This window comes from Bradyrhizobium sp. USDA3010 (assembly GCF_056429065.1).
Window position 1 is genome coordinate 151910 of the sequence record NZ_JBWJZD010000005.1, and the last position, 13269, is coordinate 165178.

General features: G+C 64.1%; 15 protein-coding genes. 12 read left to right on the forward strand and 3 right to left on the reverse strand.

Translation table 11 applies throughout. The features are described 5' to 3' along the window. Window positions 1–76: 76 nt before the first annotated feature. From AC066Y_RS10770 to AC066Y_RS10790, 5 genes are read left to right on the forward strand one after another with little or no spacing between them, the layout of a single operon-like run. Window positions 77–1066 carry a BMP family protein gene (locus tag AC066Y_RS10770; RefSeq protein ID WP_478273855.1) on the forward strand — a complete coding sequence of 330 codons (990 nt, stop codon included), beginning with the start codon at window positions 77–79 and terminating at the stop codon, window positions 1064–1066. A gap of 2 nt (window positions 1067–1068) precedes the next feature. Next, window positions 1069–2622 carry an ABC transporter ATP-binding protein gene (locus tag AC066Y_RS10775; RefSeq protein ID WP_478273856.1) on the forward strand — a complete coding sequence of 518 codons (1554 nt, stop codon included), beginning with the start codon at window positions 1069–1071 and terminating at the stop codon, window positions 2620–2622. After that, entirely contained in the window at window positions 2615–3724 is a 1110-nt protein-coding gene (locus AC066Y_RS10780; RefSeq protein ID WP_478273857.1) for an ABC transporter permease, read from the forward strand. Before AC066Y_RS10775 ends, AC066Y_RS10780 begins: the two co-directional genes overlap by 8 nt. Further along, the gene (locus AC066Y_RS10785; protein ID WP_478273858.1) at window positions 3721–4644 is read left to right on the forward strand and encodes an ABC transporter permease; all 924 of its coding nucleotides are present in this window, start codon (window positions 3721–3723) and stop codon (window positions 4642–4644) included. The genes AC066Y_RS10780 and AC066Y_RS10785 overlap by 4 nt, the downstream gene beginning before the upstream one ends. Before the next feature lie 45 nt (window positions 4645–4689). Then, entirely contained in the window at window positions 4690–5517 is an 828-nt protein-coding gene (locus AC066Y_RS10790) for a cysteine hydrolase family protein (protein ID WP_478273859.1), read from the forward strand. A 91-nt stretch (window positions 5518–5608) separates the two neighbouring features. Here AC066Y_RS10790 and plsY read toward each other — a convergent pair whose 3' ends face one another. Further along, window positions 5609–6295 carry a glycerol-3-phosphate 1-O-acyltransferase PlsY gene (gene plsY / locus AC066Y_RS10795; RefSeq protein ID WP_478273860.1) on the reverse strand — a complete coding sequence of 229 codons (687 nt, stop codon included), beginning with the start codon at window positions 6293–6295 and terminating at the stop codon, window positions 5609–5611. Window positions 6296–6492: 197 nt separating this feature from the next. Between plsY and AC066Y_RS10800 the strand changes: the two genes are divergently transcribed. The 3 genes from AC066Y_RS10800 (at window position 6493) to AC066Y_RS10810 (ending at window position 7845) form a co-directional block, all read left to right on the forward strand. Further along, a complete protein-coding gene (locus AC066Y_RS10800) occupies window positions 6493–7008 on the forward strand; it encodes an N-acetyltransferase family protein (protein ID WP_478273861.1) in 516 nt (171 codons plus the stop codon). Between the two features lie 107 nt (window positions 7009–7115). Next, window positions 7116–7571 (forward strand): cupin domain-containing protein, encoded by a 456-nt coding sequence (locus AC066Y_RS10805; protein WP_478273862.1) that lies wholly within the window; start codon window positions 7116–7118, stop codon window positions 7569–7571. Window positions 7572–7662: 91 nt separating this feature from the next. After that, window positions 7663–7845 (forward strand): hypothetical protein, encoded by a 183-nt coding sequence (locus AC066Y_RS10810; protein WP_478273863.1) that lies wholly within the window; start codon window positions 7663–7665, stop codon window positions 7843–7845. Between the two features lie 128 nt (window positions 7846–7973). On the opposite strand, the gene AC066Y_RS10815 is transcribed toward AC066Y_RS10810, so the two are convergent. Further along, the gene (locus AC066Y_RS10815) at window positions 7974–8225 is read right to left on the reverse strand and encodes a hypothetical protein (RefSeq protein WP_478273864.1); all 252 of its coding nucleotides are present in this window, start codon (window positions 8223–8225) and stop codon (window positions 7974–7976) included. Between the two features lie 130 nt (window positions 8226–8355). On the opposite strand from AC066Y_RS10815, the gene AC066Y_RS10820 reads away from it, so the two are divergent. From AC066Y_RS10820 to AC066Y_RS10835, 4 genes are all read left to right on the forward strand, one after another. Continuing rightward, window positions 8356–8841: a copper chaperone PCu(A)C gene (locus tag AC066Y_RS10820; protein ID WP_478273865.1), complete on the forward strand. Its 486-nt coding sequence runs from the start codon at window positions 8356–8358 to the stop codon at window positions 8839–8841. Window positions 8842–8975: 134 nt separating this feature from the next. After that, a complete protein-coding gene (locus tag AC066Y_RS10825) occupies window positions 8976–10748 on the forward strand; it encodes a PQQ-dependent dehydrogenase, methanol/ethanol family (RefSeq protein ID WP_478273866.1) in 1773 nt (590 codons plus the stop codon). Window positions 10749–10876: 128 nt separating this feature from the next. Then, window positions 10877–11362, forward strand: coding sequence for a c-type cytochrome (locus tag AC066Y_RS10830; protein ID WP_478273867.1), 486 nt, complete (start codon window positions 10877–10879; stop codon window positions 11360–11362). Beyond that, window positions 11359–11985 carry a hypothetical protein gene (locus tag AC066Y_RS10835; protein WP_478273868.1) on the forward strand — a complete coding sequence of 209 codons (627 nt, stop codon included), beginning with the start codon at window positions 11359–11361 and terminating at the stop codon, window positions 11983–11985. The genes AC066Y_RS10830 and AC066Y_RS10835 overlap by 4 nt, the downstream gene beginning before the upstream one ends. 43 nt (window positions 11986–12028) lie before the next feature. Here AC066Y_RS10835 and AC066Y_RS10840 read toward each other — a convergent pair whose 3' ends face one another. Next, the gene (locus tag AC066Y_RS10840) at window positions 12029–12967 is read right to left on the reverse strand and encodes an IclR family transcriptional regulator (RefSeq protein WP_456722538.1); all 939 of its coding nucleotides are present in this window, start codon (window positions 12965–12967) and stop codon (window positions 12029–12031) included. Window positions 12968–13269 lie beyond the last annotated feature (302 nt).

Consider the following 13269-nt stretch of genomic DNA (forward strand, 5'->3'; position numbering starts at 1 on the left):
CGGCAGTCGCGCCGTCGATGCAAAAAATGCCGCAACAAAGATTGCGGCAACACCGGGAACGAACAGGAGGAAACACATGAACGGTACCCGTCGTGCATTTCTGCAAGCAGGCCTGCTCTCGGCAGCCTGGATCGGTTCATCAGGCCGGCTCGCCTTCGCCGACGATGCTGCGAAGCCGCTGCGCATCGGCATTCTCATTCCAGGGTCGCGGGCCGACCATGGCTGGATGGAGTCGGCATATAACGGCATGAAGGCGGCCGAGCAACGCCACGGCAACAAGGTCGTGATCACGTCGATCGAGAACGTCAAGTTCGCTGACATGGAGCAGGCGCTCGTCACGCTCGCGAGCAAGAACGACATGGTGATCGGCGCCGCGGGGCAGACCCAGGCATCGGTGCTCAAGGTCGCCAAACGATTCCCGAAGGTGAAGTTCTCCATCGTCGGCCCGACCGGACAACCGACCGAAAACGTCGCGCAATACGACGTGCTGCAGGCCCAGATCGGCTTCATTGCCGGCGCGGTCGCCGCGATGATGTCGAAGAACGGCGCGGTGAGCTACGCCGGCGGGCTTGAAATACCGGCGATCGTCAACACCGGAACGGAATTCGCGAACGGCGCCAAGCACGTCAAGCCGGACACCAAATGCTTCGTGACCTACACCGGCGACTTTGACGACGTCGCCAAGGCGAAGGAAGCGACCCTTGCCGCGGTCGCGCAGGGGGCTGACGTCCACTATAACATTCTCAATCTCGGCGTGCGCGGAATGGAGCAGGCGGCGCGCGAGAAGGGCACCAGGATGATCGGGAGCTATACCAACTACTGCTCCGACAACAATCCGCTCTACATCGCCTACACGGTCAGCGGCATCGGCTTCATGGTCGAATATGCCATCGACCAGGCCGTCGCCGGAACGTGGCACCCGGAGTACAAGCAGTTCGGCCTCGCGATGGGGCCACGTTCGGCCGACATCGAGATCTGCGCCGGCGCAACGCCTGAGATCCAGGCCAAGATCAAGGAGCTCAGGGACGACCTGCTGTCGAGCAAGATCAAAGTCAAGGTGGGTTGACCGTGGCTCTTCTCGAACTGTCTGGCTTGACCAAGCGCTTCGGGGCTTTCACCGCGCTCGACGACATATCGCTGCTGATCGAGCGCGGCGAGGTGCATTGCCTGCTTGGCGAGAACGGCGCCGGCAAATCGACATTGTGCAACCTGGTGTTCGGGGTGCACCGGCCAGATGGCGGCACGATGACGCTGGGCGGAGAGCCGTTCGATCCGCGCGGCCCGGCGGAGGCACTGCAGCGCGGCGTCGTGATGGTGCATCAGCATTTCAGCCTGGTGCCCAACATGACCGTGGCCGAGAACCTGATGCTCGGCCGCGCCAGCGCGGTGCTGAAGCCGCAGGACATCATCGTGCGGATGGAGCAGCTCGCGGCGGAATACGGCCTCGAAATCGATCCCGAGGCGCGGATCGACGAACTTTCGGTCGGAGAGCGGCAGCGGGTCGAGATCATCAAGTGCCTGCTCGGCGATCCGCAGCTGCTCGTGCTCGACGAACCGACGGCCGTTCTGCAGCCGGACGAAATCGACGCGCTGTTGGCGATCTGCCGCCAGGTGGCGCTGCGCGGCAAGTCCGTGATCCTGGTGACGCACAAGCTCGGCGAAATCAGCCGCGTGGCCGACCGCACGACGGTGCTGCGACAGGGCCGGATCATCGAGACCGTCGCGATGGACGGTGCCGACATCCGGTCGCTGGTGCGCTCGATGGTCGGCCGCGACGTTCAGTCGGTAGGGTCGGTGCTCGCCGCCGCTGTCGACATCGAGGACAAGACGCAGGCGAAACCCGCAGACGCGGCCGGTCCGGTGTCGCCGGGTGAGGCGGTGCTGCAGATCTCGGACCTCGTGTATCGCGACCCGCATGGGGTGCCGCGGCTCGATGGCCTGAGCCTCACGGTCGGCACCGGCGAGATCGTCGGGATCGCGGGCGTCGAGGGCAACGGCCAGACCGAGCTCGGACTGATCCTTGCCGGGCTCGCCTCGCCAAGCGCCGGCGCGATCGTGGTCGGCGGGACACAGGTCGCCGGTTGCACGCCGCAGGAGATTGCGGATGCGGGTGTCGGCATCGTGCCCGAGGATCGGCACGCGGTGGCCTGCATCAAGGAATTGTCGGTGGCCGAGAACCTGTTTCTCGGCGCGATCGGAAGATTCAGCCGCTTCGGCCTGCTCGACAAGTCGGCGCGCCGCAAGGCGGCGGAGGCGATGATGCGCGACTTCGACGTGCGGGCGAGCAGCCCGGACGTCTCGATGGCGAGCCTCTCCGGCGGCAATCAGCAGAAGGCGGTGCTCGCGCGTGAGCTGTCGCTCGATCCGCTGGTGTTCCTGCTCGCCGCGCAGCCGACGCGCGGCCTCGACGTCGGTGCGATCGAGGCGGTCTACAATCGGATCCGTGCCGCGCGCGATGACGGCCTCGGGGTGCTTTTGATCTCGAGCGAGCTCGAGGAGCTGATGGCGGTGTCGGATCGGATTGCGGTGATCTACCGCGGAAAGCTGGTTGGCGAACTCGCGGCCGGGTCGTTCAGCCGCGAGGCGATCGGAGCGATGATGTCGGGGCACGCGCATGTCTAGGTTGGCCATGGTTATGAAGAATCCGAAGCTTGCGCGGGTCGCAAAGGGCGCGAGGCTCGAGCTCGTGCCGTTGCAGGTTCTGGTTCCGGTGGTGTCGACCATCATCGCGCTCGGGATCGGCCTGCTCATCATCGCCGCCACCGGTGCATCCGTCCTCGAGGCGATCGAAGCCTTTTGGGACGGCATGGCGGCAAGCGATTTCAACATCGGTGCTTCGATCAATCGCGCCATCAGCCTCGCACTGGTCGGGCTCGGCTTCATCTTCGCCAGCCGTGCCAACCTGACCAATGTGGGAGGCGAGGGGCAGATCGCGATGGGCGGGATGTTTGCGACGGCAGCGGCCCTGCATGGCGCCGGCGACCTGCCGTTGGGACTGGCGTTCATCGTGCCGCTCGCTGTGGGAACCATCGCCGGAGCGGTTTGGGGCGGCCTGGCCGGCTTCCTCAAGGCGGCGCGCGGCACCAACGAGGTCATCAGCACATTGCTGTTGAGCTTCATTGCGTTGCCGCTCGTGTATTGGTCGGTCGAATCCTTTCACCTGCTGCGCAAGCCGATCAGCGACGTGTCGTCGCTGCCGGAATCGGCGGAGATTCCTGACACGACCAAGCTGCCGCTGCTGTTCCCGGACAACGGATCTCCGCTCCATATCGGTCTGCTGATCGCGGCGATCGCCGTCGTTGTGGTGTGGCTGGTGCTCAAGCACAGCACGCTCGGCCTGCGGCTGCGCGCCGTCGGCTTGAATGCTGTGGCCTCTCGCCGCGCCGGCATGCGGACGAGCTTCTACGTGATCCTGGCCATGACGGTCTCCGGCGGTCTGGGCGGTCTCGGCGGCGCGATCATGATCCTCGGCCAGCAGTTCTATCTGACGAGCGATTTCTCGTCGGGTTACGGATTTGACGGCCTGGTCGTCGGCCTGTTGTCGCGCGGCTCGGCCGTCGGCGTGGTGATCGGTGCGCTGCTGTTCGGCTTCCTGCGATCGGGATCCATCAACATGGAAATCTCGGCGCATGTCCCGTCCGCCGTCGTCCTGATCTGCCAGGGCCTGATCGTCATTGTTATTGCAGGCTCCGCAATCCTCACCAACCGAAAGGTGACCCGATGATTGACGAACAAATGGCCGTGTTCATCGGTTCCGGACTCCGTCTTGCTGTTCCGATCATCTTCGCCGCAACCGGCGAGATGCTGAGCGAGCGCGCCGGCGTGCTCAATCTCAGCCTCGATGGCATGATGCTGATGTCCGCTTTTACGGCGGCGCTGGCATCGTGGGCGACCGGCTCGCCGCTTCTCGGCGTGGCGGCCGGCGTCTTGGTCGCGATGGCGGTTGCCGCGGTCCAGGCCGTGCTGAGCGTGACATTGCGCGCAAATCAGTTGGTGGTGGGGATCGGGTTCAACATCCTGGCGCTGGGAACAACCACGTTTCTCTACCGTGAGATCTTCGGGCCGCTATCGCGCGATCCGATTCCCGGCTTCGCGCAGCTCAATCTGCCGTGGCTCGCTCATATCCCGGTAATCGGGCCGGCATTGGCGAACCAGACCGGCCTTGCCTATGTCAGCGTCCTGATGGTTGTCGTGACGTGGTTGATCCTGAAGTACACGTCGTTCGGGCTGGCGGTGCGGGCGGTCGGCGAGGATCCGCGCGCTGCGGACAAGGCCGGCATCAGCGTCGCCAGGACGCGCTATCTCGGCGTGCTCTACGCCGGCATCCTGGCCGGCCTCGGCGGCGCGTTCATGTCGGTTGCGGACAGCAATACGTTCACCGAGAACATGACCAAGGGCGCGGGCTATCTTGCGATTACGGCCGTGATCTTCGGCGGCTGGAATCCCTGGTACACGCTGGCGGCGTGCCTGCTGTTCGGCTTCGCGACCGCGCTGCAATTCCTGGTGCCGGCGCTGCAGCTCGATGTCCCGGTCGCGCTCCTGTTGCTGCTGCCATATTTGCTGGCGCTGGTCGCTATCGCGGGCTTCGTCGGCAAGAGCAGACAGCCCTCGGCCCTGACCATTCCGTTCGAACGCGGCGGCTGATCCGTAACAGACTTCAAGAAAACGTAGGCAAGGGAGGACAATCCGATGACGAGTTCCACGCTAGCAAAGGCCGCGGAATCCACAGAGCCCGGCACCGCCAATCCCCTTGGGTCTGCTCCCGGCTACAAATGGCTGGTTGACGACAACAACGTCAACATGGCGATGGCGCCGCCGCTGCCCAGGGCGGTCACGATCGATGCGCAGCCTCAGACCGTGACGGTCGATCTGCATCGCACTGTTCTCATCGTCGTCGACATGCAGAACGACTTCTGCGCGAAGGGGGGATGGGTCGACCATCTCGGCCTCGACCACACGCCGGATCGGGCGCCGATCGAGCCGCTGCAGAAGCTTCTCCCGGTGTTGCGGAAGGCCGGCGTGCACGTCATCTGGCTGAACTGGGGCAATCGGCCCGATCTGAAGAACATGGCGCCCAACCAGCTCCATCTTTACAAGCCGAAGGGCGTCGGCATCGGTCTTGGCGAGCCGTTGCCGGGCAGTGGCGCGCGTGTGCTGCAGAAGGACAGTTGGGCCGCGGCTGTGGTCGATGAATTGAAGCAGGAGCCCGAGGACATTCACGTCGACAAATACCGGATCAGCGGCTTCTGGGACACGCCGCTGGACAGCATTCTGCGCAATCTCGGAACCAAGACGATCCTGTTTGCCGGCGTCAACACCGATCAATGCGTGCTGCATTCGCTCACCGACGCGAACTTCCTGGGCTACGGTTGCCTCCTGGTCGAGGACTGCTGCGCAACGACCTCGCCGGGCTACTGCGTTGAAGCAACTCTCTTCAACGTCAAGAAATGCTTCGGCTTTGTTACGCATTCGTCAAACGTCATCGAGGCCGTTTCGGGAGCACATCCGACGGCGTGACGGACTTGGGCACGCTGCCGGTACTGCAGCGGCGCGACACGACCTGTGGCGGGCCGCTGCTTGCGACGTCGGCCGCCTCCGAGTGCACACACTAGCCTTGTGACGCCGCTTGCGATTCTCGTCCGCCTGATCCCAGGCGCGGCTCGGTCCCGGCCAGCAGCCGCTGAATGTTGGCACGATGGCGCGTGATCACGTAAAGGCCACCTGCGATGACCAGCAGCCGATATGGCAATGGCTGCTCTAGGCCGCAGACCAGCGCGATCGTAGTGAGCGCCGCCAGCATCGAACCGAGCGACACAATCCGGGAGATGGCCAGCACAACGCCAAAGGCCGCGGCGGCGCCTAAACCGACCGGCCAGGACAGCGCCAGCAACACGCCGAGTCCCGTCGCGGCGGATTTGCCACCGGTAAAATTCAACCAGATCGAACGGCTGTGGCCCAGCAATACCGCAAGTCCGGCCAGGCAGACCGCCCAAGGCAGCAAGGCTTGCAGATCGCTCGCGGTCGGTGGCGTGACGGTCGGCAATGTTCCGAGCCAGGGATAGAACCAGCGGGCAAACGCGATCGCGCCGGCGCCCTTCAGCACATCGACCAGCAGGACCGCCAACGCGGGCCACTTGCCCAGGGTACGCAAGACGTTTGTGGCTCCGGTGGACCTGGAGCCGTGCTCCCGGATGTCGATGCCCTTGAGCAGTTTCCCGGCGAGATAGCCCGCGGGTATTGAACCGAGAAGGTAAGCTGTCGCCAATCCAGCCGCACACGCAATCCAGAAAACCATAAGCTTCTCCTCGATGCGCCAGTGTCAGGCAAGCGTCATCCGGAGTCTACCGCCATGCGACGGCCGATATCGTGGATGCGAGGGGCGATTCCCTTGCCCGCTCCAATCCCCTTTGGAATAGGCTGGCCTTGCGATAGATACCGCGATCGACATGCCGATCGAGCGGCGGTGCTGCCGCGACGGAGACAGGACACGGAATGACGACGCAATCAATCGAGATTCGCCGCCTCTTGCCTGCGGACGCCGCGCTTTATCGCGGCATCCGTCTCGAGGCGCTGCGCTTCAGTCCGGAGGCGTTCGGCAGTGCGTATGAGACGGAGAGCGTGCATCCGGTCGAATGGTTCGCGGAGAGGCTCGCGCACGGGGCGGCGATACTTGGGGCGTTTCGCGATGGTGAACTCGCCGGCATCGTTGGCTTCATCGCGGCGGAAGGGCTGAAACGGCAACATAAGGGCATGCTGGTCGGGATGTATGTGCGACAGCAGGCGCGACGCGCCGGTGTCGGCCGGCTTCTGGTCGATGCCGCGCTCGAGCTCGCCGCGCAATCGGTCGAGCTGGTGCAGCTCGCTGTGGTGAAGGGTAACGAGCCTGCCTGCGGGCTCTACCGGCGCGCCGGCTTTGTCGAGTACGGGCTGGAGAGGCATGCCCTGAAGATCGACGGCCGCTACTACGATGACATCCTGATGGCAAAGGACTTGGTCGGCAGCGCCTGATGTCGCGCAAGGTGGAGTGTCACAATTCCGGCGGCTCGTTGCGGTAGCCGCACATCCACGCTTAGGGCCACGCATTCGTTTGCTGTCATCGCCCCGGGGACGCTGCCATGCCGAAGATCGATCTGACAAAAGTGCCGGAACGCAAGGGGTCCGGCTATCCGGCCGAATTCACCGCACCGTGCGCGGAACGAATCCGGCAGCGTCTCGGCGACGCCGGCGGGCTCGCCGATTTCGGCGTCAATCTGATGCGGCTGCCGCCCGGCAACTGGTCGAGCCAGCGCCATTGGCATTCGGACGAGGATGAGTTCGTCTATGTGCTTGCTGGCGAGGTGGTGCTGATCGAGGACGGCGGCGAGACAGTGCTGCGCGCCGGCGATTGCGCGGCGTTCCCGAAGAATTCCGGCAACGGACACCACATGATCAACCGGTCGCAGATGACGGCGACCTATCTCGAGGTCGGCTCACGCTCGCCTGCCGACGTCATCACCTGTTCCGACATCGATATGATGAGCCCGAGCTCCAACGGCCGCTTTCTGCACAAGGACGGCCGGCCCTACGAATAGGTCCAGAACTGCAGGCCGGCGCGAAAATCCGGCGTTGCGGATTGGCCGGCGAAGGACCAATCTTCCGGAGAGGGAGCTTTGGTCGCGGCCTATGGCGGAATGGTATTTCATCTGGATTGACGGTCCGCGCGGACCCGAGCCGCAGAAATGGTCGTCGGACGCGCTGTGGGGCCAACTTGCGCGCCAGGACGTCATTGTTCGCTTTCCCTTGAGCGATCGTGAAGCCGGGTTGTCGCTTGATCAACTGGCGCGGCTGCATCCGGTGCCGCAGTGAGCTGCGCTCCGCGACCGTGATCTGGGCGTGGTCGGCGACAGCGGCCGCTCGCAAGCAGCTTCGGCGGCGGCGCTGGCAAAGGCGCTCGCGGTGATGGATTTTATCCAGCGGCAGCCGACGCGCGACGTCTATTCGACGTAATAGAGTCGCGGCGCGATGCGCAGTGAACCATATTGATATAGATTGCGCAGCGGGCTCGGCGGTCCCTCGAGTCGTAGCAAATAATTCCTGCCGCCTGCATCGATCCGAAATAATCGCGCCGACGTGGCGCCGCCTGAGATCGGCGTCACGGCGTCGGCCGTTGTCCTGCCGATCACCTCACGCAGCGCAGCATGCGCTGCATCGCGCTGTTCTGGTGGAAGTGTATCGAGATCACTCATGCACAAAAAGTTAGCATGACGGCTATGCGTACCGAAATCGCATTGATGTTGGGTTCCCGATCCTCAATTGCTGGTCGCGCGCGACGAAGCATGAAACAATGCTGCAAAAATCATGTCGGGAGAAAACTTGATGTCGTTCGAGCGGGGGTTGCATTGCGCCGTTGCGTGCAGGACCGTGAAGTGCAGATCATGGATCGCGTTGCCATTATTCTGCCTGATCAGCACGTTCGGAGTGGTGCATCACGCCGTCGCGAACGAATCCTTGCAGATTGTGGATGCGCGCGTACCGGCTGCGGACAAAGAAGGCGGAGACCTTCCCTTGACGATGACGATCAAGAACGAGGCCGACAGCGCCGACGCGCTGCTCCGTGTCCGCTGCCCGGTCGCGAATTTTTCCGAGCGCCACATCGTCGATCGCGGCGAAGGCGCGCCCGCCATGCGCTCGATATCCAATATACCAGTCCCGGCCAAGGCGACGCTCGAGCTGAAGCGCGAGGGCTATCACGTCATGCTGCTGCAGTTGCGTCAGGCGCTCGCGCCGGGCGAGACCTTCAAATGCGCGATCGTTTTTCAGAAAGCTGGAACCATCGAGACGGAGGTGCGGGTCCAGAAGTGACCCAAGACACGTGACCAAAGAAGGCGGCGGGTGTGAAGAATCACGCGCCGGGACGCAAGGCTTCTCGCGCAACTGCCCGTGTATGACGGGCGGTTCGATCAATGAAGAACGCTGGATCCGGAGGAAATGAACTCATGACAAGGTTGAATTGGGTTAAATCGCACATGCTCGCGGCGGCAGTAGCATCCGCCGCGACCTTCGCGGGCTCGTTCGCGCTCGCCGACGATGTCAACCAGGAGCGCCTGCTCAATGCTGACAAGGAAGCAGGCAACTGGCTGCACCACCACAAGAACTATTCGGCGACCCGCTTCTCGTCGCTGGCGGATATCAACAAGGACAACGTCAAGAACCTGAAGGTCGCCTGGACCATGCATCTCGGCGGCGTCGAGGGCGGCGGAATCTGGGGGCACGGCGGCCTGGAGGGAACTCCGATCGTCGAGAACGGATTCATGTACGTCACCGACGGCTGGGGCTCGGTCTACAAGATCGACGCGCACGGCGGCAAAGGCGTGCTGCTCTGGAAGATGGATCCCAAGACCGACCACGACTGGGCCGGCGCGGTCGCCTGCTGCGGCGTCGACAACCGCGGCGTCGCGCTGTGGGACAACCTCGTGATCTCGCACACGCTCGACGGCCGCCTGATCGCGACCAACAAGGAGACCGGGCAGGTCGCCTGGCAGCGTCAGGTCGCCGATCCCGACAAGGGTGAGGTGATCACCGGCGCGCCGTTGATCGTCAAGGGCATGGCAATCACGGGCGTCGCTGGCGCCGAATACGGCATTCGCGGCTGGGTCGCCGCGACCGACCTGAAGAGCCAGAAGGAAGTCTGGCGCACCCACACCATCCCGGGCAAGGACGAGCCCGGTTCCGAAACCTGGAAGGACGACAAGAACGCCAAGGCGAGCGGTGGCGGATCGACTTGGGTCACCGGCAGCTACGACCCGTCGACCAACACCATCGTCTGGGGCGTCGGCAATCCCGGACCGGACTGGGACAACGAATACCGGCCCGGCGACAACCTCTACACCGACTCGTCGCTCGGTCTGGATGCCGACACCGGCAAGATCAAGTGGCACTACCAGCACACGCCGAACGATCCCTACGACTATGACAGCGTGGCGGAGAACGTGCTGGTCGACGTCCCCGGTCCGAACAACACGACGCTGAAGCTCGCGCTCGAGGCCGATCGCAACGGCTTTGCCTATGCGGTCGATCGCAACACCGGCAAGTTCGTCTGGGGTCTGCCCTTCGTCAAGAAGGTGACCTGGACCAAGGGTCTCGATCCCGAGTCCGGCAAGCCGGTGGAGTATGATCCGAAGCAGGGCGTGCAGAAGTACAATGCGTCGGTGACGCCGAGCCGGACCAACAAGGAGACGGATATCTGCCCCGGCAACATGGGCGGCAAGAACTGGCCGCCGACCGCCTACAATCCGAACCTGAAGCTCTGGTACATTCCCGTCATCGAGAGCTGCAACCACATCAAGGTCGAGGAGATGACGCCGGACAAGGTCAAGGCGCGCGAGTTCTTCACCGGTGGCGGGCCGAGCCAGAACGTCAAGATTACCGGCAGCGTCACTGCGATCGACGTCACCACCGGCAAGGTGGCAGGGAAGGCGGAGACGCAATTCCCGAACCTCGGCGGCATCCTGGCGACGCCCGACCTCGTGTTCTCCGGACAGCCGTCCGGCGAGGTGATCGCCTACGACGCGAAATCGCTGCAGCAGCTCTGGCAGTTCAACACCGGCGGTGGCGTCAATGCGCCCCCGATGACGTTCTCGGTGGACGGCAAGCAGTATGTCGCGATCCTGGTCGGCCTCGGCGGTGCCTGGGACAAGTGGTTCATCGATGCCACGCCCGAGCTGAAGCGGATGCAGCCGGGCTCGATGCTCTACGTGTTCGCGCTCTGACATCGCAAGCGCGGGAGGCTTCACGTCGAAGCCTCCCGCGTCGGTCTGGCCGAGAGAAGAAACAAAACAAAATGAAGCAAACATGGCTGGTTGGCGCGTGGCTAGGCTGCGCGCTGGTGATGGGATCTATGGGTATAGCGCACGCGCAGTCCGCGAGTGATCCGACCGATGCGGGCAAGGCGGTGTTCAAGCGCGGCAATTGCGTCGGCTGTCACAAATGGCACGGCAATGGCGGCGGCGGCTATGGTGGCGATGCGCTGTCGCTGCGCAAGACCGAGCTGACCCGCGAGCAGATCATCGAGACCGTGACCTGCGGACGGCCGGGCACCGGCATGCCGTTCTTCGTGCGCGGCTCCTATGACACCACGAAATGCTACGAGATGACCCGGCAGGATGTCGCGGATCGCATGCCGCCCGAGGCGAATGTGTTCCTGCGGCCGAACGAGATCGAGGCGGTCGCGGACTACGTGCTCGCCCACGTCAAGGGCAAGGGTGAGCCGAACTATGACGAATGCATTGCCTTCTTCGGCGACGGTTCGCGTGTCTGCAATATCTACAAGGAGGCCGGCCACGCCGCCGCGTCGTCCGACCAGAGCGAGAAGGCAAAGCCATGAGCAAGCAGAGATCGGCAATCCGCGGGTTGGTCTTCGCCGCGTCAATCGCCGCGGCCGTGCCGGCGATGGCGACCGCAGGAGACCTGCGCGACATCAATGTCGGCATGGCGATCAGCAGCGTTCCCGACGCGGGATACATCAACCTGACCTGCGTCGGTGAGAAGACGCACCGTTTGGCGGAATGGGCGCAGTGGGCGGCTTGCCCGGCCGGGCCGGACCAGCTGCGCAGCATCCGCTTCGAGTATGACCGCGAGACCGCGCGGGAAGGCACCATGGTGGGCGGCCATCCGGCGATCCTGACCGTCATGATCGACAAGGACGCCAGGATCGCGGCGCTGACGATCGAGACCGATCCCAAGGCGCGGCTCTATCTGCGCAAGAAGGCGTTCCTGCTCGGCCTACAGGCGAAGTCACGCTACGGCGAAGACGGCTGGAGCTGCTCGGAGGCGAAGCCGGGCGCCGACAAGCAGGAGGTCGGTGGCGTATTCGTCGACGAGACGTGCAGCAAGACCGCCGATGGCCGGATCGTCCAGATCGAGCGTCACCTCTATCGTGAGCCGAACAAGGAGCTCAAGGACATGACCGACGAGACCCGGATCACGATCCGCCGCGCGGGGTCGTAGGAACATCGATTGGGCGCGTTTGCGCCGCGTAGCCCGCCCGATCTCAGGTCTCGATCGGCGCTGCGTCGAGGTCGATCTGCGGCAGCAGGCCGGGCGACTGCCGTTCGACCAGCTCGCGCATCTTGCCGATGATCGCCTTGCCTTCCGCCGAGACGATCGAGCTCGGGCCGGCGACAGTGATGACCAGCGGGGGCGTCTGGTCGGCCTCGGTCAGTCGCATTGCAATTGCGCTCAGGCCGGGAGTTCCCATGTCGCGCGTATAGGCGAAGCCCTGGCGGCGGATTGTCGCCAGCGCATGCTGGATATCGCCGAAGCGGACCGCGGATGACGGCGCTTCCTCGGCGTTGATCCGCTGCACGATCCGCCGCGCATCCTCGTCGTTCATCAGGCTGAGAAACACCCGGCCCGGCGTCGAGTGGGTCAGGAGCCGCCGCGCGCCGGGCTCGAGATAATAGCGCACTGGCGTCGTGCCCTGCAGCACGCGGATATACTGGCTGTAGAGCTGGTTGCGCGCCACCACGAAGGTGGTCAGCCGCGTCGCCTCGTGCAGCTCGCGCGTGATCGCATCGAGCGTGACGCCCGGCAGCCTTTCGCTCGTGAGCCAGCCGCCGAGCAGGGCGATGCGGACCGTCGGCCGGTAGGTGCGCGCCTGCCGGTCATGGTCGAGATAGCCGAGTTCGACGAGGCTCTTCAGCAGTGCCGACGTGCTCGACGGCGGATAGTTCAGCCGGCGCGCGATCTCGGTCATGGCCGCTGGCCGCTCGATCTCGGCAAAATACTCGAAGATGCGGAGCACGCGATGCGCCGACTTGACGATTGACGGATCGGGGCTGCCGTCGGCGGCGCGAAACAACTCGTCATGCCGGTTGGCCTCGATCACCATGGCCGCGGGATCGTCCGGTTGCGTGCGCACGCGGTCGGCGACGATGCGCCTGCGGCCCCGCCGGGACGGGGGCTGGGTATCGGAGCGAACTCCCTTCATCTCTGGCCGCCGGTGTCCTTGAACGCAGCGCAAGCCTGGTGCGCTGCAACATTCATTGTCGCCTTCTGCTGTCGAATGTGCAGCGAAACCAGTGAAGGTCAAGCGTCCGCGGTGCAGCATGACCGGACGTACGATCCGCGCACGGCCGGCATTTCTTCCACGTATCTGAAATTATTCCCGCAAGCTGCTCCGCCGATGGACATCGCCGCGATCGTTCCCGATGTTGCAGGCGAAGTGTGAACACCGAGCGATGACATCCCGCGCACCGGCACGGCTGCTGCGACGTCATCCCGAACAAGGAG

Bases quoted from the DNA above. Each gene is read 5' to 3' on its own strand.
- AC066Y_RS10800 (WP_478273861.1), top strand. From the start codon at position 6,493: ATGACGACGCAATCAATCGAGATTCGCCGCCTCTTGCCTGCGGACGCC.
- AC066Y_RS10770 (WP_478273855.1), top strand. From the start codon at position 77: ATGAACGGTACCCGTCGTGCATTTCTGCAAGCAGGCCTGCTCTCGGCA.
- AC066Y_RS10810 (WP_478273863.1), top strand. From the start codon at position 7,663: ATGGCGGAATGGTATTTCATCTGGATTGACGGTCCGCGCGGACCCGAG.
- AC066Y_RS10790 (WP_478273859.1), top strand. From the start codon at position 4,690: ATGACGAGTTCCACGCTAGCAAAGGCCGCGGAATCCACAGAGCCCGGC.
- AC066Y_RS10780 (WP_478273857.1), top strand. From the start codon at position 2,615: ATGTCTAGGTTGGCCATGGTTATGAAGAATCCGAAGCTTGCGCGGGTC.
- AC066Y_RS10785 (WP_478273858.1), top strand. From the start codon at position 3,721: ATGATTGACGAACAAATGGCCGTGTTCATCGGTTCCGGACTCCGTCTT.
- AC066Y_RS10815 (WP_478273864.1), bottom strand. From the start codon at position 8,225: ATGAGTGATCTCGATACACTTCCACCAGAACAGCGCGATGCAGCGCAT.
- AC066Y_RS10835 (WP_478273868.1), top strand. From the start codon at position 11,359: ATGAGCAAGCAGAGATCGGCAATCCGCGGGTTGGTCTTCGCCGCGTCA.
- AC066Y_RS10830 (WP_478273867.1), top strand. From the start codon at position 10,877: ATGGGTATAGCGCACGCGCAGTCCGCGAGTGATCCGACCGATGCGGGC.
- AC066Y_RS10840 (WP_456722538.1), bottom strand. From the start codon at position 12,967: ATGAAGGGAGTTCGCTCCGATACCCAGCCCCCGTCCCGGCGGGGCCGC.
- plsY (WP_478273860.1), bottom strand. From the start codon at position 6,295: ATGGTTTTCTGGATTGCGTGTGCGGCTGGATTGGCGACAGCTTACCTT.
- AC066Y_RS10825 (WP_478273866.1), top strand. From the start codon at position 8,976: ATGACAAGGTTGAATTGGGTTAAATCGCACATGCTCGCGGCGGCAGTA.
- AC066Y_RS10820 (WP_478273865.1), top strand. From the start codon at position 8,356: ATGTCGTTCGAGCGGGGGTTGCATTGCGCCGTTGCGTGCAGGACCGTG.
- AC066Y_RS10805 (WP_478273862.1), top strand. From the start codon at position 7,116: ATGCCGAAGATCGATCTGACAAAAGTGCCGGAACGCAAGGGGTCCGGC.